Below are 19,569 nucleotides of genomic sequence, written 5' to 3' on the forward strand. Positions count from 1 at the left end.
GTTGGTGTCACCGGTGGCGATGATGCATCGCAGCGGGATCGGTGTGGCCAGTTCGCCGGCCAGTCGCCCGACCTCTCGCGCCAGGGCGGTCCCTTGTCGAAGCAGGGTTCGTTGCGCGTCGAGGCCGATCAGCGGCCGCCCATCGATATGGGTGTTGTCCACGGGCACAAAGTCTTCGAGATGGAAGCTGGTTTGCGAGCATTCTCAACGGGTGAGATCGAACTCGCGCCCGGGTGCGTCATCGGCGTGCGCGGGAGCCGGGGCCCAGCACACCACCTCGCGGCGGCATTCGATCCCGCCGTCCACCCACGTCCGCAAACCGGGCGCCAAGCCCTGTTCTGGATCCAGGCCACCGAAGCCGTTCCGCACCCCGAGCACTCTCGCCGCTCGGTCGTTCATCGTCACGTTGAGCACGATCAAAGCTCGCAACCGCAGCTCCGCCCGCAAGAACCGGCCCGCCATCCGCGCAACAACTCGTCCAACCCAGCCGTCCACGCAGCCAGATCCTCACCAACCAGCACGAAACCGCATGCTAACCAACAACATCACGAAGTGCGGATGGAGTATTAGGGGCGCGATTGGCGATGGTGTTGAGCCCATCCTGTCCGGCCGGCGGTCGCACCTGGACTCGAGCATGATCACCGGCGAACTCGTCGGCTTCGGCCGTGATCACGGTATGACCGGGTCCACAGCCGCTGATACTGGTGGGCAAACCGCTGGACGGCTACTTCGAGCGATACAGGGTGGGGCTGGCCCCGTGTCGGCGATTGGATGCCGATTTGTTCGTGCGCCGCAACATCTTTCGAGACAAGGTCGAGGAGCTGGTCTCGCGCAAGGGCGTCAGTATGCCGGTGGAGTGCCCGGTTCGCAGTTCGGCTCCTCAGTGGAAGCTGTGTGCTCTGCTGGGAAATCGGGGTGATTCCTCGACCGAACCGCACTGTCCCGCAAGGGGGTGTGCCCAAGGTATCGGGGGCAGATCAATTGGGGTCCGGATGCGGCCGCCCGAACGGAAACGGTCATGGGAAGTCGGGCGACATGTTAGTGAAGCTCGGTAAAGAATTACGGGAGGAAAAATGGTCCGGACGATGTGGGTGCGGGGGCGCCGGCGGTTACGCGCGACGGTGGGGGTGGTGGTGCTGGGGGGCATCGTGCTCGCACTCGCCCTGGTGACCGGTTGTTCGAGTGGTTCGGGCGGGTCGTCGACCGCGACCGGGACGACGATGGCGAAGGCCACGACGACGGTTGCGGCCACGTCGGCGCCGGGGGGTGCGATCCCGCCTGCGCCACAGGAGGAGTCGCAATCACAGGGCGCTCCGTATTCCCCACCCGCGGCAGAGTCGCCGCAGCCCCCGATCCGGCAGCCCCAGCCTGCGGGCGACAACTACGTGAAGTGCACCGACCAGATCAACTACGCCGGAGATCCTCGGTCGAACGCCGAGATCAACATCCTTGGCGAGAAGAACGGTCAGTGCCCCGAACCGATCCGGCCCCAGGACAATGCCAAGAAGTGCACCGATCTGTTCAACTACGCCGGGGACCCGCGGTCGAATGCCGAGATCAATATTCTCGGTGAGAAGAACGGTCAGTGTCCCGCGCCGATTCACCCCGGGGACAACTACGTGAAGTGCACCGATCAGATCAACTACGCGGGTGATCCGCGATCGAATGCCGAGATCAACAGCATCGGCGAGCGCACCGGCAAATGCCCTGAGCCGCAACACGGCTGAGGTCGGGGGATCAGGAGTCGTTTGCGTGAGGGATACGATCCGTGTGTCCGCGTGGCCGTGGGAGCGGTTGTGGTGGTACACGGAAAACGACCGAGCCACACGCAAACTCGTCGTGGTGCCCTGATCCCGCCGCCTCAGGATCGGCGGAGCTCGCACGGCTTGACCGAAGTGGTGCCGAAAGGCCGTGCTGAACGAGCTGGCGGAGACCGATTCCCCTTTTGCGGCAACGGCTTTCGATACGGCGGGTGTTCCGCCGCTGGTGCGCCCTGCTCGTACACGCCCCGACCGGCACCGGGCAGCTCGACATGGAACGCATCCTCACCACCGGCGACGACGAGCCCGACGCCGCGCTGCGGCGCGGCCACGCCCGGCTGCCGCTACTCACCGAGTTCGACGCCCGCGGCATGGCCACGGGCTACATCGGCGAACTCGACCCGCTGACCAGCGGCCAGATCGCCACCGAACACCTGCTGTCGGTGATCACGGTCCCCTCCGCCGAACTCGACCCCAACTCCTACGAGCGCGGCATCGCCGCGCGCTGGCGCGCCCGGGAGATCTTCGCCGAACTCGACGACCTCCTCGACCGGATCGAAGCGATCCCCGAAGCCGGTTCCCTGCCACCGGCCTGTCGGTGAAAGCTGTCGGAGGGCTGCACTTCTCGTCTGCATTGAAATGGGAGCATCGCAAATCGGCCGCTCAACGACACCCAAACGGATGCCGCAGGGAGGGTTTGCGTGACGGTCGCCGACAACCGCATTCTTCTGAACCATGGACCGGAACGATATGTATGAATTTCTCTGCGATTGACGCGGCGAATGGTGAGGATGTGAGCAAAGCACAGCGAGTCCGGAGAAGAACATCCAGAAACGGCAACCGGGTGTCACGCGGCGGTGCCGCTGTGTCTGTCGGCCGCTCGACGTGTACCACCGGCATCATTGTCACTTTGTGGCCTGGTCCAGATTCGATTGATGCGACACGGCAAGCCGTTGCCGACACCGAAGATGAATCCTGTTGACGATCGACACCGGGCGGCGCCGGGCCGCGATCAACCTCCGGTCCTCGTCATCGAGGTAGCAGAACCGTTCGAGCTCCACACGGGCCAACGCACCGAAACGCCGTACTCGGGCCGTACCCGATCAGTCACGCCGACATGAAATCAACAACACAGCAACAGGATTCACCCTGTCGGCTTAGCGTGACTTTCCTCCCAGATGTTCCTCAACCCCCGAACTGGGGACGAATTCCCCAGTCGCTGAGCTATGGGCCCGACACCCGATGATGGGATGATTCCGGCTGTCCGAGGCATCTCCTCGGGCCGGGTGGGGAGTTCTGGCTCAGGTGAATGGAGTTGTTCGATGAATACACGCGTCCGTCGGTTGAGTGCCGGTGTCGCCGGGCTCGTTGCGACCGCTGCTGTCGCGACGGTGTTCCTGGCACCACAGGCCGGTGCCTGCGATTGGAGCGCTGGTAGCACTGGCCAGAACCTGAAGGTGTGCGGGGGAGTGCCGACAACTAGCCGCGATGCCTACTATGTGAACGGGGTGTATACGTTCATGGTCGACTTCCCGGATCCGGCACATCACCGGTACGACAGGCCTGTCACTTTGCTCGCCACATACGATCCGGACGCTCCCATCGATCCGGTTCTTCACCCTGATCGCGTCACCCTTGTCGGCTCCGTAACAACGTCTCCGGGAACCACTTCGGCCAGTATCCAGTGGACCCCCGTCAAACCGGGTTACTACGATTTCCTTGCCGAAGATGGCGACGGCGTCAGATACGGGCCGATAGATGTCCTCGCGCTTCCCGCCCCTGCCGGTACCGGCAGCGTGAATTCGGTACCTGGCCTGCGGATCAAGTAGGCTTCCGGACTGGTGTGGTCTCGTATTCAACTGTCGCGGGCAGACCGTAGCGGACAAGTTTCCGGGTGCATCGGCTGGCTGGCGCGGCGCCACCCACCACGAGCACGTTCTGAAGGCCGTGTACTGGGACGCGGGCACCGCCCGGCTGCTCCCGCGATTGATCAAGCGCCGCACCTGGGGGTCCGGACTGGAATACCGACTACCTGAATACCGGCCCCTAAACGCTCGCAAAGGATTCCGATTATCGAGGACATCCGGCCGATGGTTCTCGATCGGATCGCCGCAGCCAACAACAAGCTCGACGCTCGCCTCTTCGTCGGGCCGCGGGGCGGGCGAATCCAGACTGGAGTCCTACGCCGTGCCACGCACTGGCCGGACGTGGTCGCCAAGCTCGGGTACGAGCACTTGCGGCGCCATGACCTCCGGCACACTGGGCTCACCTGGTTCGCCGACGCGGGAGTCCCGCTGCATCGGCTGCAGCAGATCGCCGGCCACACCGACCCGCGGATCACCCAGAGGTACCTGCATCCCGACATAGCCGCGCTGCAGAACGACGGGGACCTGCTGTCACGGTTCCTGACCATGCCGAACGGCGGACCACAGCTGCCCGAGCTGCTGGCCCGCATGGGTCAGGCCGATTGGTCCCAAAATGGTCCCAAGCTCCGAATCGTCGAATAACGACAAAACCCCTCCGACCGAGGTCAGGAGGGGTTTTTCGCTGTCGGGCTGACAGGATTTGAACCTGCGACCACCTGACCCCCAGTCAGGTGCGCTACCAAGCTGCGCCACAGCCCGTTCCGCGCCCGGTGTTGGGCGCTCGGAAAGATTACCTCAGGGGTGGCGTGGGGAACGAATCGCCTGGTAGAGGGGTGTGGCGACGGGGTGTGGACGGCTCGCTGACGGGTCTTGGGCTCGTTTGGTGCGGTTGCGATGTCATCGGGGCGAGTTGCGCGGGGTCACCTCGGCGAAGTGTGTGCGTCTCGGGTGCCACGGCGCAAATCGGCGTTTCCGGCGGCGACCGTCAAAGCTCACGCCGAGAGCGCAGCTCCGACATCGCGAGGCATCGAATTGTGCTGGCCGACAGGCCCACACGCTCGCTGCTCGATGAGTCCGCCAACGCTCAGCTGGTCATAGTCGGCACCCACGGCCGCGGCGGATTCGCGAGCATGCTCGGCTCCGCCGCCGACACCCCTGCTGCACGTTGACGCCGATGCCGGATGTCGAGATTCCGATGATCGTCGCGTGTGAACGTCGGCGGAGCCGCAAGCAGGGACCTGCCTAGTTTGCTTCGACAATATTCTTACGGATTCTTACGGCATCCTTACGGATGGTGCGCCGGGAAGCCTGGTCGGCAGAACCGGTCCGCGAGCGCGGGCCGGCAGGCCGATCACTACACCGGCCAGAGCTTCGAGCAGATCGAGAATGCGTTCTGCCGCGTGGTCGACGGCGTGTCCGGGGTGGAGATCGCCCGCTACGATCTCAGCGGCGGGGGATCGCATACCGGTTTGGTGATGGGCATGGTAATTCGCATCGACGGAGTGTGGCGGTTCGAGCCGGTCGGCGAGGCCGTCCGCGCGCGACACCCTGTCGAGGCGGTCGCGCGGGTGCGTGAAATGCCGGCTTGACCGGAAGGAGTCGCCATGGCCGAGGTCGCCGCCGTGACTCTCCTCGAGTTGTTCGTCGGCATCGCGCTGCCTATCCTTCGCAGCATGAATCGTTTCGGCGACTGACACTGCGCTGTCAGCGCGTCGGGTCGAATTCGGTGTAGTCCGGCACGGCGATCGATTCGTGCAGGCGTACCCCTGTGGCGTTGAGTTCGGCGGCCGCGCGACTCACCGGCGCCGGCAGCACGTTCAGCACACGGATGGCGTTGACCATCGCCCACAGCTGCCATCGACGGGCCGGGATCAGCGACTTCGCGGCGGTCCTCGCGAAGCTGCGACTGCGACGAACGTAGTCGGCGAGCCGGCGCTCGTAGGCGGCGAAAGCGGCCGGGTAGTCGCCGGGGTGTGCGGCGAGTTCGCCGGCGAGAGTGTAGGCGCCGACCACCGCCATGCTGGTGCTGCCGCCCACCGCCGGGCCGGGGCAGTACGCGGCGTCACCGACCACAGCGACCCGCCCGCGAGACCAGGTGTCCAATCGCAACTGGGTGATGGAGTCGAAGTAGAACGAAGCTGTCTGGTCGAGCTCGCCGAGCAGTCGGGGCACCTCCCACGCCATATCTCGAAAGTGTTGGTGCAGTAACTGTTTCTGCCGCTCGACATCGCGGTGTTGGTAGTACAGCGGCTGTGCCGGCCGCAGAAAGAATCCGGCACGCGCGTCGGGCAGGTTGGCCGCACTGTAGACGCCCGCGGCGCGTCCGACGTCGTAGATCATCTGCATCACCCCGTCCGAACCCAGATGGTCGGGCACGGAGAACACCGCCAGATAGGCGCCGAGCCATGTGGTGAAATCCGATTCCGGACCGAAGACCAACGCGCGGACCTTCGAGTGCAGTCCGTCGGCTCCGACGATGACGTCGAAGCGGCGCTCGGGATTGCGTTCGAAGCTGACCTCGCCGGAGTCGGCGATGGCGGCGATGGAGTCGTCGAAGAGGTACTCGACCGCGGAACTGGTTGCGGTGTAGAGGATCTCGCTCAGGTCGTCGCGCATGATCTCGACGTGATCGTCGGACACGACGCGAAAGAGTTTGCGCAGATCCAGCGTCACCGGCCGGCCTGATGGGCGGTGCACCACCAGTGCGTCGGTGCCCGTCGCTCGCATTCTGATCTGCTCGGCCACGCCCATCCGATCCACGATGCGCATGGCCGGACCGAACAGGTCCACCGCGTGACCGCCGCCGGTCTTACGCGGTGCCGGAGTGCGTTCGACGACGCAGACCTCGAAACCGTATCTGTCGAGCCAATAGGCGAGCACCGGCCCGGCGATGCTGGCGCCGGAAATCAGAACGCGCATCGAAACCTCGTTCATCGCAGCCGCGGACCTGTGCGCGGTCCATGCTTCGATCCTGCTCCTGGAGACCGGATCGCGAGGCAGATCGCCGAGGGAACCGTCGGCGAAAGTCTTTGCCGCGCATGACGTCGTACCCCCAGACCTGTCCCGGCTCAACGGCGTCGTGCTCGGCAGCGCGATACACAGCATCGACTATCTGCAACGCGTGCGAGGGCACGCTCGTATCGAGCATCAGCCCGGTATGGCGCGCGGTGTACGTAGCAGACTGCCCGCGCGACCTCATCCCAACGAGTCGCTCACGGAGAACGCCCGCCGTGATCCGACCACGATGCGGACGTCGGAACAGGTACGCGTCCAAGGTGTCGCGTCCGATCATTTCGAGCCACTTGCCGGACGCCGACGCCTTCGAGGAGGTGAGATTTACCGCGGTTCGTCTACGCGATGCGATCGAATGCGCCATAGGGTGCCGGACGTATGACTCTTACCGAGTGACGTCCTCGGTGTGCGCTTCGTAAACGAGATTGATTTTCAAGCATGCGTCAGCGGAGCCGCTTGCTATGATCACGTTGCCCTTCATGGAAAATCCCAGTCCGAATTCGACTTCCACTCGATCCGGCCGGGTCTTGTCCCCGAGTTCGCGTACCGTGTTCGCGGTCGAGGTTGCCGCAGCCATAATCACCTCACGGGCACGTTCCAGCGCGTCGACGGCCCTGCCGGAGTCAGGGCTCCTGCCGACGCCGGTGGGTTCGGACCCGGTTATCTTCACCGTTTCCACGAGCACGTCCACATCCCCGAACCGCATTTCTACTATCGGGCCACCGGCCATTACAAAACCTTTCAATCGTGAACTGATCTTCGCCAATTACTATCGAATAGTCCGGACCTGCCGGCCACTGGAGAAATCAGTGGTCCAGCTTCGGCACGACCTCCCGCATCAGCAGTTCGTGGCTCCGCCACATCTGCTCCCGCTTGCCCATATGGCTGTACTTTGTGGGCAGCACCGTTCCGAATCCACCGAGTTCGCCGTACAGATCGTCCAGGCGCTGGCGAACGGTATCCGGCGAGCCGACTATCCACAGATGGTCCATCAAATACTCGATCGTGATATCCGAGTCGTGCACAGAGTCATCGTGTTTCAGATGATTCAGCCAGCCGATCTCGCTCATGAACTCGAGATAGTGTTTCCGCCAGATCTCGGCCTGCAAGCCGTTGCGGACGAATTTTCGTGCATCCGCGTCGGTATCGGCGACAAAGATCTCGCGGTTCACGCGCCAGATGCTGCGTTCGGCCGGGTGGCCGTTCTTCTCCGCTGCGGCGGAATAAGTTTCCCAGTGCCCCACGAGAAATCGCGCGTTGAAAAACACGCTGAGCGGAATGTAGCCACCCGCGCCCGCAAACTCGATACTCGAACTGTGGGGAGACATACCCGCGACAGCTATCGGAGGATATGGGTCCTGGTACGGCCTCCAAAATGGTCCGAAGCCGAACGAGCATTTGGACGGGGTGTCACCGAAAAGCAAACCTTGACCAGGGTTTCGGACATGCCAGAACTTGCCTTCGAACTCCCACTCCCCGTCGAGATGCTCGGTCCAGATCTTCTTCATGATCTCGATCGCCTCGGCCTGCATCTCGCGGTGCCGACCCGAAAGGTTGTCGACGTTCGTCAGTGCGAAGTCGCCCGGTACGGTACCAGCGGCAATGCCGCACATATACCGTCCCTGCGTCATGTGGTCGAGCTGCATGATCCGGAATGCAAGTGCGGCAGGATGGTAGAAGTGAGGAATATATCCGCCGGAACACAGCTTGATGTTCTTCGTTCGGGGGATGGCTTGCGCGATGATCAGATCAGCGGCAGGCCATGGTTCGGTCTTAGCGGTGAGATGCTCACCGAACCACACCTCGTCGACACCTATCGAATCGAGGAACTCGACTTCGTCGAGATCCTGAGCGATCCCCTCGAGCGCGGGTGTGTCCGGCGGATGTACCGGCTGCATGAAGAATCCAACCTTCATTTCGATACACTTTCATCGTGGAGGTCGTCTTACGGACCGGCTATGGGCTGTCATGGTTTTCGCGCGACACCGCCATAGGATGACATGGAACGCGGGTCGTACTCGCCGGCCGCATCATTTCGCCACTCGGTGATCGGACCGAAACCCGGCTCGATGAACTCGAACCCGTCGAACGCTGCACGGATCGCATCCTGGGTGCGCGGAAAGTACGGAGTACCCCCGGTTTTGGTGTACTCCTCACAGAGTGTCACGTAAGCCTGGCTGTCAGGGGTTCCGTCCCACAAGGCCAGATAGCTACCAGAAGGGGTCGCATCCATGACGGTGCGCACGATGTGCAGCATGTCCTCGTATGAACGTGCGTGACCGAGTACGCCCATGAACATGACCGCCACCGGCTGGGTGAAGTCCAAAACGGTGCCGGCTTCGGCGACGATCCGTTCGGGCTCATGGAAGTCACAGTCGAAGTATGCGGTAATACCCTCGCTGGTGGAGTTGGCCAACATGGCACGTGCCTGGGTCAGCGCCAGCGGATCGTTGTCTATGTAAACGATCTTGGATTGCGGCGCTATCGTTTGGGCGACCTCATGGGTGTTCTGCATCGTCGGCAAACCGGTACCGATGTCGAGAAACTGGCGGATACCCACCTCGGCGGCCAGATGTCGTACCACCCTGATGAGAAATTGGCGCGACTGCACCGCTACGGTCGCGATGTCCGGATCTATCTTCAGGCTCGCCTCGCCCGCCACGCGGTCTACCTCGTAGAAATCCTTGCCTCCCATCCAAAAATTCCAGGTTCGCGCGGAAGACGGGATGTCGGTCCGGATCATCGCTTCGTACCTGTTGGTCATAACGGTCCTGTTCCTCGGCAATGCTGACCATGGGCGGTGGCCGTCTGCCTCCGCTACGGGCGCGGCCACGGTAGAACAGACTCCCCGGTACTCATGGACAACCGAACAGCTTGTCGCGCTTCGACTTTCGCAACCACGGCCCGTCACGCTACAACAAGCCTAGCCGTCACCGGGCGCATTTTGCGGATGTTCATGTCCCACGCCGGCGTTACGCTACGCGGGCACGTCGCCGCTACGGCTCGGCGTCGAGCAGACTCTCCAGTAGTTCAGCGTGCTTCGAGGAGAGAACTTCGCGGGTTTGAGCGCGAAAGACATTCATTCCCAACTGATCTCGTAAGCACCAGAGCTTCTCTTCAACTTGTGTGGCAGCGATGTCGAGCTTCATATCCGTGTGCAACCGCCAGGCCTCTAGGTAGAGACGCACGGCTTCGATCAGCTCGCCGCGCTCGAACTCGAGAGAACCGAGCGCGGCGATCGTGGTGGCCGTTCCGGCCCGATAGCCGAGTTCCGCGGCGAGAGCGAGCGCACACTGATACTCGTGATCGGCTGCGGTGTAGTCACCGCGAAGCTGTGCGAGAACGCCCAACTGGTGGTGACCGGCCGCGATCCCAGCGTGGTATCCGACCTCTTCGGCAAGGGCGAGTGCCCGCCGGTACTGGCGTTCGGCTTCGGCGAAGTCGCCTTGTACTTCGGCTAGCGCACCCAGCAGGCAGTAGTCGGCGACTATACCGACGTGGTCTCCGAGTTCTCGGTTGATAGCGAGGGTCAGCCGATAGCGATGTGCGGCCTCCGCGTAGTCTCCTCGATCCTGGGCGAGCAGGCCGAGCTGGCCGTAGGAGGTGGCCATGCCGGCGCGATTACCGAGTTCCTGTTTGATGGCGAGAGCACGCTGATAATAGTGCTCTGCCTCCGTATAATTTCCCTGATCCTGGGCCAGTAAGCCCAGTTGGCCGTAGGCGGCGGCAGTACCGATGCGATTTCCCAACTCCTCCTTGGTCGCAAGCGACCGCCGGTAATACCGTTCGGCTTCGACGTAGTCGCCCCGCAATTGCGCGATCATCCCGAGCTGGTGATCACTGGTGGCCACACCTGCACGGTTACCGAGATCCTCGTCCATAGTCAAAGCAACCCGGTAATGCCGTTCTGCTTCGACGTAGTCACCTCGCAATTGCGCGATCATCCCGAGCTGACGGTAACTGGTGGCAATACCGACGCGGTTGCCGAGGTCCTCGCCGATAGTCAGGGCCACCCGGTATTGCCGTTCGGCTTCGACGTAGTCGCCCCGCAATTGGGCGATCATCCCGCTTCGACGAAGCCACTCGGCGCGCTCGGGCGCAGTAGCCGACAGACGACAGAGGGTGTCGTGGATGAGCGTGGCCTCGTGGTCCCATGCGCCGGCGGTATGCAGGCGATCGCAGATGGCCAAGGTGAGATCGTGCGCCGCGGCAGTATTGTGCGCGTGCAGGTAGTGATAACGCGCTTCCAGACGGTCGTGCAGATCTGCGTCACGATCCTGTGGCCAGGCTGCCACGCGCCAGATCCAATACATCGCCGCACGGCGATGCGCCACGGCGATATCGTCACATCGACGCCGTGCGCACAACCTTTCGAGCGCGGCCGCGGTCGATCGGTGCACGAACGCACGCCCGGTGTCGAGATCGGTGGTCAGCAAGCTACTCGAGGTCAATTCGCAAATCAGTTCTCCGAGATCGACTTCGGCGGAGATCGGGGGTTTGGGCTTGGTGTGGTACTCGGCGACTACAGGATCGATTTCATCGAGCACGTGCGGGGGAAGCGCAACAACATCGAACGCTTGTGCCGTGGGCTCGGTTCGATGGCGCTCGACGGTGGCGACAATAGTGTTGTTCAGCGCCCGATAATCCGGTTGTTGGGCGGCGGCAAGGTTGTCCGTGCCGACTTGATAGAGCAAGGCGGTGTTTTCGACGGGCTCTCGGTAAACCGAGGCCCCGATCAGCAACTGATGTGCGGCAGGGCTGAGTCGGCCGAGTAGCTCGTCGAGGAGGATGTCGTCGGCGATCAATGTAACGGTGGCCGCAAGGGCGGTATCGAGTGTTCGGGCGGTGAGCGCGGGTCGCGCTTCAGGGTCTCTTGCGATGGCGTTCTCGAGTCGATGGGTGATGTCGTGGTATCGACCGATCTGATTGTTGAGCAAGGCGTCGAGGTATTCGAGGCTACGAGGATGACCCCCGACAAGGCGCCAAATACGGTCCAGTTCGGTGACTGTCAGTCGATCCAGTGTGGGTAAGGACCACACCATCTTGAGCGTCTCTGTTTGTGACAACGGCCCTACTTGGTGCACGAACAGCCGGTGGTGGCCGTTGTCTGGAAACGTGAACGGATACCGGGACGTGACGAATACTCGGCTGTTTCCCGGCTCGGCAAGCCACGCCGAAAGAAGTGCGGCCAGTTGAGGATCGGCCACGGAGCGTGAGTTATCGAGGTTGTCTTCGAAGTTGTCCAAGACCAACAGGACCGGCAAGAGGTCGAATACAAAGGTCCGCAAGGCGGTCAGCCGCGCCTGCCACGGCTCAGTGGTACATGACGCGATCTGAGCAGCCCGCAACACACGGGGATCTCGCGCGGCGTCCTCGTCGATCAGGCAGTGCTGGCGGATGGTGCCGGCGACCGCTGCGAGTAGATCATCGACATTCGTCTCACCGGTGACTACCGGAATCACACTTGCGAACTGTTGGCAGCGCACGATCTCAGCTGCCAAGGTTGTCTTACCGACTCCGCCGATGCCGTGCAGCAGCACGCCCGAATACCGGTTCCCCGCCAGATGCGCCGGGAGCCTCCGGATTTCGCGACGACGCCCGACGAACTCGCCCGCCGCACGGGTGAGCAACCCTGGTATCGGAACTCTGCCGTGCGGTGCGACCGTTTCGGAAACAGTCGGATCGTAGACGCGTACGGCGCCTGCGCCGGCCAGGACTGTAACCTGGCTCCATTCGTCTAAACCCGTCAGCATTACTTCGGCGGGATCAGGCGAACTCAACCACTGCTGGTGAACAATGCGGCGGGCGTCCGCGACAGCAGTGACTACATCAGGAGTCCGACTCCGGTTGAGTGCCTGATAAACACGGGCGTACAGGGCTGTAGCGTATCGGTCGGTCACCGAGGTCACGGTGCAGATCACCACACTGGCTCCATGGTTGATCAGCGCAGCGCCGAACGACGAGGCGGCCGGCTCGGCGGCGACACCGGCGTAGCGTGCCGCAAGGCTGAATACCGGCGGCATCGAGCCAGGTGGGATCGCTTCGGCGACAAACTCCTGCGCAGACAGCTCCCTTGCCGCGCCGAGCTCGTCTTCGAGCAGCAGATGTCCGGGGCGGTAGTAGCCGGACAGGTGCAGAATGTGCGCGGGAGCCTGCTCGAATTCGGCTCTGATGGCCGCTGTGGTGGCGAACTCGACGATACGGACCTCGGCTGCGTGGTGTCGAACATCCCGCACCGCCGACAGCACGCTACGTACTTCTCGCTCGTAGTCCAGCACCTGACCTCTGCCCCCGTCCGGCACCGCGATCGCTATCAGAATCCGTAACGGGCCAGGAATGCTTCGCGCCGGCGGGGCTAGTAGATGTCGGTAAGTCGTGATCAACGGATGCAGCGCAAGCGGCCGCCGAGCGATGGGGTCCGGCAACGCCTCCCATGGCAACTCGGAATACTGCCCCGCATCGATCCCGATTCTGACCGGCGTATGCGTGGCCGCGGCAGCGGTGAAGACTCGCGCGAGCGCCGTGGACAGCGGCGGCGGAAGAAAGGAGTCGGCGATCAGCTCGCCGGCGCGACGCAATGATATCGAGTGTGCCCTCGTCTCGGTGGTCAGGTCGGCGAGCCGAGCCCGCGACATAGCCGAGCTCGACAGCCGCATTCGTTCACTGCGTATCTCCTCGATCGCGTGCAACAACGCAGAGCACGCTCCGGTGTGGGGTGCGCTCACGTCGATTCCGTTGCCGTGCAACCGCACCCGATCGTCGGTCACCGTGAGGACTACCTCGACCGCCTCGTGCGACGGCGGCGACCCGGTCACGACGATCTCGCTCATCTCGCCGAGCAGCGGCCGCAGGTCCTCGATCCGCGCCACCCATACGCTGTCGCGTCCCCACCCATCCGCACTGTTGTAACGCTGCGACACAACGCCGATCACGAAATCGTCGGACAGCCGCCGCACCGGTGCACCGCTCATCCCACGCACCACCGCGGAAGAAACGAAACGCCCCCACGGAATCTCGTCATCCCGGGTAGTTCCACCACCCCAGTGGCCCGGTGCGTCCAGGAATCGGTAAGTGTGCTCGTCAGGGAGCATCGAGGCGCCGGTAACCACTGCGGGAACAGTAAGCTCGATCCGATCGGTCGCGGCCCAACCCGCCACCGACTCCGGCAACTGTCCCGAAGTATCGAGAACAGCCAGATCATGTAGACCGTCTGTGCGGGCGACCGTGGCGGAGAACGCCGCGACCCCATCGGCCAACGCGTCAACTCTTACTATCGCCCCCTCCCTGCCCGCTTCGATGTCGTCGAGGACATGCAGGGCAGTGACCAGCACTCCTGGCGCGACTTGGAAGCAGGAACCAACCGCACGGTCTCCGTCCAGGATTCGCCCCAGATAGCCGGGCACCCTCGGGTCGGGTGCTGACATCGAGACAGGCTCGGTCGTCACCACTGGGAAGCGTGCTCTGCGCAACGGATCAGGTTCACCTGCGCGCCTCCGTATCGGGGTGGGAACGCAAAGGTACAACACGTGGACCGAGACAAGGCGCTCTATGCCTGCCTCGTTCGACACAGGAAGCACGAATCATATTGTCCTGCAGGTATATTCGCAATCGTGAAGATCTCGACCGGTACCGAGAAGCACTATATGCGCGCCGTGGTGAAGGCGCGACCGACCTCAGCGGCTTCGACCACGACTTCAGCATACTGCGGATCGAGTGCTGCCACGGTGATCGCATAACGCGCATTCCGTGTGTGAAATGTCGATGTCGGTCGTGGATTCTCGACACAGGTCAGGTAGTTTTCCGTCGTCTGGAGCGCCGCGAGGCCGGATGCAGGTACCTCTCGCAGTGCTTCGAAGGTCGGTGTGGCCCAAGCGGTCCGCTGGAGCCGATGGTGCCGGAAACGCCGGCATCGGCAAACCTCGTAAGCCCGGTGGCCGAACTCGATGTGCTCTGTGAGGGTCTGGAAACCGAGTTCGTCGTGGAGTTCATCGATCCGGAATCGAGCGCGAACTCGCTGGCATTCCGCAGCGGTCGCGGGGACGGTACTTATCCGGTGTGGATCGGTCGCGCCCAGGACGGTCGAGTGGCCTCGGTGGTCGTGGACTTCTGCCTCATCACCCGCGGCTGACATTCCTCCGTATAGCCGGAAGACGGGCCGCCGGCACGGTTCCGTGCTTCCACGGGCGTGAAGTACTGCAGCATCGTCGGCTGACCGCCGGTCGTCCGGCACCACGACGGCAACCTCGCGCGGTGCCGGCCACCTTGCATGTGGAATCGGCGCCGGTTCCGCACCGGCCCGACCCGCCTGCCGCTCACCGAGCGGACGACAGCTCGAGACCTTCTGTGCGACAGCACCTTTGGTGGCGGATGCGGCTCGGGCGGTAACTAGTAGCACCCAAGAAATGGTCGAACCCGTCGCAGACCAGGGCCCGGACCGCAACTGGCGATCCGGGCGCGCGAGGTGCTTCGGTCGCCCGGCGGTGCATTCGACGACCTTGTCGAGGAACAGCAGGGTCGCTCCGAACACGCCGCCTCAGGCGAGGACGGCAGCGGCGTCGGGCTTATCGTCGCTCAGACCCTTTCGCGAGTTGGCAGACAAGTAGGTCAGGGGGCTGAGCGGCGTTCGGTTTCTCCTCGGGCGTGGCAGGCGAACCCGTCGAGGTGATCCGGCGCGGGCGCGATCGATGCCAGGTATCGGCAGTTGGGGCTGACGACAGTCGGCGAGTGCGGGAGTAGCGGTGTATCCCGCCGTGTTCCGGCGCTGAGCGGATTCGAACTGGTGCATCGTGACCGTGAGTGTTACTGCGGCGCTGAGGGTTTCGCGAGTAGAGGAGTGCGACTTCGGGCCGGCCCACCTCCGGTACCGCACTGGGGCACGAGTTCGGCGACTGCCGCCAGGTCTTCACGTCTGGCCAAGCGGGAGGTGAGTCAGCTGCGTTCGGCCTCGGTGCAGGGGCGGCGCGGGTGCGGAAGGGATGGGCACCAGGGCCGGTACGGCGCATGCGGGAGGACCCGGACGGGGTGCTCGAGGCCGCTCGCCAAGCTTACCCGGACCGCGATGACTGTGAATGATGCCCGGCCCGTTCGTGATTCGGCAAAGTGTCGGAGTCGGTGGGCGTTCCGGGCTAATGTAATAGGTTGATGGACAACAGGCCTCAACGATTCAACTCGGTTGTCACCTGTCCGCGGGGCCAGCCCCCGCGCGGACGATCGGAGAAAGTGTGAAACCGAGAGAGGTTTGTCGAGTGTTGTGAGGAGATCGTCGCCGACACGCTGATCCGGAGCTGGCCATGACTGACCTACTACTCGGAGGGGCACCTTCTCATGGCGGGGGCATTCGGCTGCACTACCGCCCGGCACTGTGCCGCAGACGAATCATGGCGCACGGCAACAGCTGTGATGTGGCGGAAGCGGTCGTCGTGATAGAGCAAACCGAGGTCTCTGTCCTCGGGCCTGCGGAGCGAAAGGCTATATGCGGTGGATATTCATGATGTCCCGTGCGGGCCAGGGCGTCTGCCGATTCTCGGCCACGGTCGGCGAATGTTGCGTGATCCGGTCCAGTTCATGGTGGATCTGGCGGACATCGGGAAAATCGCACGTGTCGATATCGGCAGTCGGGTCGTCTATGTCATCACCGATTTCGAACTGCTGCACCGGATGTTGGTGGAGAACTCCGACGCCTATGAGCGAGGGCTCCTCTTCGAACGCATCCGTCTCATATTCGGGGATTCGCTGATCGTCGCCGATGGTCGGCAACACAAGGATCTTCGCCGCCTGTTGCAACCAGCGTTTCATCGGTCAATGTTGGAAAGCTACGCCCCGAGCATAAAGCGTCATGCGGATGCGTTGGCGAGTTCGTGGCGGCCAGGCCAGGTCGTCGAGGTTCGTTCCGCGTTGGTGCGGTTGGTGATCACCAATTTGCTGGGGGCACTGTTCTCGCACGAACCGGATACCGAGGAACTGCGACTCATCTCGGGTCTGATCGAGGACATAGGTGCGGGCGCCATAGTCGGCAGTGTGCTGCCGAAGAGGCTGGCGAGCCTGCCGTTGCCGGTGAACCGCAAGTTCTTGTCGGCCGGGAGGCGACTACTGGAGTACTGCCAGGAGCTGTTGGTCGCGCGCCGGGCCGGTGGTGAGCGCCGCAACGACCTGATCGACATCCTGCTGTATTCGTTCGGTGCGGAACCACGAAGCGACAAGTTCCTGGCAGAGCAGGCCGTCACTATTCTCTTCGGCGGAATCGACGCCTCGACCGCCGCGCTGACCTGGGCTCTGTACGAGCTGTCCCAGCGTCCGGAGGTGGCTTCGCAACTGCGGCAGGAGGTCTCCGCCGCGAAAGAACTCAGCCCCCACAGCCTGGACCAACTCGACTACCTGAACCGGTTCTTGAACGAGGTCATGCGCATGCATTCGCCACTGCTGCAGACGCGACGCTGCGTCACACCGGTCGAACTCGACGGTTTCACCTTTCCCGCTGGGACCGATATCGGCTACAGTATCGCTGCTGTCCACCGGAACCCGAACATTTTCGCCGACCCGAACACTTTCGACCCCGATCGGTGGTCACCGTCTGGGTCGAAATGCAGGAGCTTCGTTCCGTTCAGCATGGGCAATCAGATGTGTATCGGGAACAATTATGCCTGGGCGGCATTGCAAACAATTCTCCACAGCCTGCTGTCGAAGTGGGATTTCCAGCCGGTCGCGACAGAGAAGCTCCCGCGAGCCATGGGTCCGATCCCCGTGGTGAGAAGGCTTCCGCTCGAGGTTCGTCCGGTCTCTGTGTTGTCGAGCGGCCGAGAGCTGTGACGGCTCACAGCGTGCCTGATTTGGCGAGTGTCGTTCTGCGACGTTCGGATATCCGGCGAAAGAGGATCGCGAGGACGGCTGTGGTGATGAAGAAACCTGCGGCGACGAGGATGAAGTAGAGCAGGGATCCGTTGCGGCCGAAGCGGGGGAGGAAGGCGACTTCCTGGCCGGTTGCGGCGACGGCGTTGAGGAACGGGGCGTAGGCCTGCAGCGCGGATCCATGAGGTAGCAGATTGATGGAGATCTCGGCTACGTAGACCCAGAACAGCAGGACGGCGACCGCTGCGGACGGAGTGCGGATCAGCGACCCGACCGCGACACCCACTCCGCATGCGGCGAACGCGTAGCTCGGGACGGTCCAGAGGAAGCGGACGCCGGCGGAGTCGGTGATGTCCACCGCCCCATAGATCTGGGGGAACTGGTGGGGCAGTGTGACCATGACGACGATGAGCAGAACGGTCGTCGATACGGCCGCGATGGCGCCGTAGTAGATCCACCGGGCCAAGGCGACCGTCCAGGACCGGGGGAACAGGAAAATGTTGAGATCGCTTGTCTGCCCGCGCCATTGGGTGGCGTGAGCGTAGGCGGCGGTGACCGTCATGACCGACACGGACAAGGTGATCACCCAGTACACGGAGTTGGTGGTCGAGACCGTCGCTACGTAACTCTGTCCGGGGAGGGTGGCGAGTCGCTCCGCGACGGCGGCGATGGCGAACGTGACGATCAGCGGCAGCGCGAAGGTGACGGGGACAGCGACGGTCCACAGGAAGCTGCGTCCGGCCGTGCGGGTCCATTCCGCGGCGACGCCGCGACGGATCAAGGTGGCCGGACCCGGGCCGCTCACGGGGCCACGCCGGACGCGACGTCGGTAGGCGGGCCGGCGATTCGCAGGTAGGCGTCTTCGAGGCTGGATTCGCCGGGACCCAGGGCGTTCATGATGTGCGCCAACGGCTGATCGGTCAGAACGCGCCGGTCCCCGAGGATGACGATGTGGTCGGCGTTGCGTTCGACCTCGTCGAGCAGGTGTGTGGCGACCAGGACACAGGTCCCGGCATCGGCGAGTCGGCGCAGCAGTTCTCGTATCCAGCGGATGCCCGCGATGTCGAGGCCGTTGAGCGGCTCGTCGAGCAGCAGGGTTTGCGGCTCGGAGAGCAACGCGGCGGCGATGCCGACCCGTTGGAGCATGCCGAGGGAGTAGTGCCCCAGCCGGCGATCGGCGACCCGGACCAGGTCGACCATCTCGAGGACGTCGCCGACCCGGACGGTGGATAGTCCACGGGCGCGGGCGATCCAGCGTAGGTGCCGGCGTGCGGTGTGGCGCGGGTCGAAGGCACGGTAATCGAGGTGCATTCCGAGAGTCGCCGGTGTGGTTCGATGGGCTCGGACGAGGGTCCCGTCGACGAGGACGGTGCCGACGGCAGGCGCGATGACGCCACAGATGCACCGCAGCAGCGTGGTCTTGCCGGTGCCGTTGAGACCGATCAGGTAGGTGAGTGCCCCGTCTGCCACGGTCAGTTCCGGGACTTCGAGGACGGTGCGGCCGGGGTAGCTCAGGGTGAGGTCACGAATATCGATCACGGCGCGCGGAGCCGGTCAGAAGTCGCAGGCCATCGCCAGGCCCACGGCCTTGACACCCTCGCACACGGAGCTGTTGGACAGCTTCCAGACACCGTCGATACGCTTCCAGACCACGCGCGCAACCAGATCCGGTTGTCCCGCCGACTTGCTGCGCAACATAGCGGTGTGCACGTTGCCTGCGTGTGTTTCGGGACCGGTGATCTCATTCGACCCGCGCGGAGCTCGGTACCAGCCGATGTTGTACAGGGTGCGCGCGACCACGACCGCCCGCATGCCGCCTTCCATATTGGCCGCCTTGGCCTCGTCGGAGGCGGGCGTTTCGATCAGGAACGCGACTTGATCGTCGAGATCCTGCAGGGTGGGAACTTCCTTGGTGATGAGGAAATCGCCGGGCGCGGCTGTGGCGTCGGGGGCATTGACAACCGAGGCGCCGGCTGTGACCACGGCGACCGATACGATCGTCGACACGACACCAGCGACAGTTCTGAGGGACTTCATCATTGATCCTCTGAGCGACTGGGACAGCACTTGATGCACGCTCGAATGTG

General features: G+C 63.4%; 17 protein-coding genes and 1 tRNA gene. 8 read left to right on the top strand and 10 right to left on the bottom strand.

Features of this window, described 5'->3' with window-relative positions; all coding sequences use genetic code 11:
- Positions 1–204: 204 nt before the first annotated feature.
- Complete coding sequence (locus ON39_RS42870; protein WP_146251316.1) at positions 205–495, bottom strand: hypothetical protein; 291 nt, start codon at positions 493–495, stop codon at positions 205–207.
- A 578-nt stretch (positions 496–1,073) separates the two neighbouring features.
- Here ON39_RS42870 and ON39_RS47980 point away from each other — a divergent pair.
- From ON39_RS47980 to ON39_RS42885, 4 genes are all read left to right on the top strand, one after another.
- Entirely contained in the window at positions 1,074–1,727 is a 654-nt protein-coding gene (locus tag ON39_RS47980; RefSeq protein ID WP_211336445.1) for a hypothetical protein, read from the top strand.
- Positions 1,728–1,972: 245 nt separating this feature from the next.
- Complete coding sequence (locus tag ON39_RS42880; protein ID WP_040742811.1) at positions 1,973–2,362, top strand: hypothetical protein; 390 nt, start codon at positions 1,973–1,975, stop codon at positions 2,360–2,362.
- A gap of 720 nt (positions 2,363–3,082) precedes the next feature.
- The gene (locus ON39_RS49430) at positions 3,083–3,589 is read left to right on the top strand and encodes a hypothetical protein (protein ID WP_146251317.1); all 507 of its coding nucleotides are present in this window, start codon (positions 3,083–3,085) and stop codon (positions 3,587–3,589) included.
- 234 nt (positions 3,590–3,823) lie between these two features.
- Positions 3,824–4,267 carry a tyrosine-type recombinase/integrase gene (locus ON39_RS42885; protein WP_373283794.1) on the top strand — a complete coding sequence of 148 codons (444 nt, stop codon included), beginning with the start codon at positions 3,824–3,826 and terminating at the stop codon, positions 4,265–4,267.
- 43 nt (positions 4,268–4,310) lie between these two features.
- Here ON39_RS42885 and ON39_RS42890 read toward each other — a convergent pair.
- Positions 4,311–4,384: transfer RNA gene (locus ON39_RS42890), tRNA-Pro, on the bottom strand.
- Between the two features lie 275 nt (positions 4,385–4,659).
- Between ON39_RS42890 and ON39_RS49435 the strand changes: the two genes are divergently transcribed.
- Together ON39_RS49435 and ON39_RS47985 are read left to right on the top strand one after the other, a co-directional pair.
- Complete coding sequence (locus ON39_RS49435; RefSeq protein WP_306307568.1) at positions 4,660–4,794, top strand: adenine nucleotide alpha hydrolase family protein; 135 nt, start codon at positions 4,660–4,662, stop codon at positions 4,792–4,794.
- A 39-nt stretch (positions 4,795–4,833) separates the two neighbouring features.
- Positions 4,834–5,214, top strand: a complete 381-nt coding sequence (locus ON39_RS47985) for a TerD family protein (RefSeq protein WP_083895057.1) — start codon at positions 4,834–4,836, stop codon at positions 5,212–5,214.
- A 115-nt stretch (positions 5,215–5,329) separates the two neighbouring features.
- Here the strand turns inward: ON39_RS47985 and ON39_RS42900 are convergent, their stop codons facing one another.
- From ON39_RS42900 to ON39_RS42920, 5 genes are all read right to left on the bottom strand, one after another.
- Positions 5,330–6,544 carry an FAD-dependent monooxygenase gene (locus ON39_RS42900; RefSeq protein ID WP_040742836.1) on the bottom strand — a complete coding sequence of 405 codons (1,215 nt, stop codon included), beginning with the start codon at positions 6,542–6,544 and terminating at the stop codon, positions 5,330–5,332.
- A 478-nt stretch (positions 6,545–7,022) separates the two neighbouring features.
- On the bottom strand, positions 7,023–7,403 hold the full coding sequence (locus ON39_RS42905) for a CU044_2847 family protein (RefSeq protein WP_146251318.1): 381 nt from the start codon (positions 7,401–7,403) through the stop codon (positions 7,023–7,025).
- Positions 7,404–7,443: 40 nt separating this feature from the next.
- A complete protein-coding gene (locus ON39_RS42910) occupies positions 7,444–8,553 on the bottom strand; it encodes an LLM class flavin-dependent oxidoreductase (protein ID WP_040742814.1) in 1,110 nt (369 codons plus the stop codon).
- A gap of 50 nt (positions 8,554–8,603) precedes the next feature.
- On the bottom strand, positions 8,604–9,401 hold the full coding sequence (locus ON39_RS42915; protein WP_040742815.1) for an SAM-dependent methyltransferase: 798 nt from the start codon (positions 9,399–9,401) through the stop codon (positions 8,604–8,606).
- Between the two features lie 232 nt (positions 9,402–9,633).
- A complete protein-coding gene (locus ON39_RS42920) occupies positions 9,634–14,061 on the bottom strand; it encodes a tetratricopeptide repeat protein (protein WP_110293874.1) in 4,428 nt (1,475 codons plus the stop codon).
- A 506-nt stretch (positions 14,062–14,567) separates the two neighbouring features.
- On the opposite strand from ON39_RS42920, the gene ON39_RS42925 reads away from it, so the two are divergent.
- Both ON39_RS42925 and ON39_RS42930 read left to right on the top strand, forming a co-directional pair.
- Positions 14,568–14,765: a DUF4241 domain-containing protein gene (locus tag ON39_RS42925; RefSeq protein WP_211336446.1), complete on the top strand. Its 198-nt coding sequence runs from the start codon at positions 14,568–14,570 to the stop codon at positions 14,763–14,765.
- A 1,349-nt stretch (positions 14,766–16,114) separates the two neighbouring features.
- A complete protein-coding gene (locus tag ON39_RS42930) occupies positions 16,115–17,443 on the top strand; it encodes a cytochrome P450 (RefSeq protein WP_146251319.1) in 1,329 nt (442 codons plus the stop codon).
- A gap of 4 nt (positions 17,444–17,447) precedes the next feature.
- Here ON39_RS42930 and ON39_RS42935 read toward each other — a convergent pair whose 3' ends face one another.
- The 3 genes from ON39_RS42935 to ON39_RS42945 are packed head-to-tail and all read right to left on the bottom strand — an operon-like array spanning position 17,448 to position 19,522.
- Positions 17,448–18,287: a hypothetical protein gene (locus ON39_RS42935; protein ID WP_051187844.1), complete on the bottom strand. Its 840-nt coding sequence runs from the start codon at positions 18,285–18,287 to the stop codon at positions 17,448–17,450.
- The gene (locus ON39_RS42940; RefSeq protein ID WP_040742820.1) at positions 18,284–19,021 is read right to left on the bottom strand and encodes an ABC transporter ATP-binding protein; all 738 of its coding nucleotides are present in this window, start codon (positions 19,019–19,021) and stop codon (positions 18,284–18,286) included. The genes ON39_RS42935 and ON39_RS42940 overlap by 4 nt, the downstream gene beginning before the upstream one ends.
- A 15-nt stretch (positions 19,022–19,036) precedes the next feature.
- Positions 19,037–19,522: an MTB12 C-terminal domain-containing protein gene (locus ON39_RS42945; RefSeq protein WP_051187845.1), complete on the bottom strand. Its 486-nt coding sequence runs from the start codon at positions 19,520–19,522 to the stop codon at positions 19,037–19,039.
- Positions 19,523–19,569: the final 47 nt, after the last annotated feature.

Source organism: Nocardia tenerifensis NBRC 101015, from assembly GCF_000308715.1.
Taxonomy (GTDB): Bacteria; Actinomycetota; Actinomycetes; order Mycobacteriales; family Mycobacteriaceae; genus Nocardia; species Nocardia tenerifensis.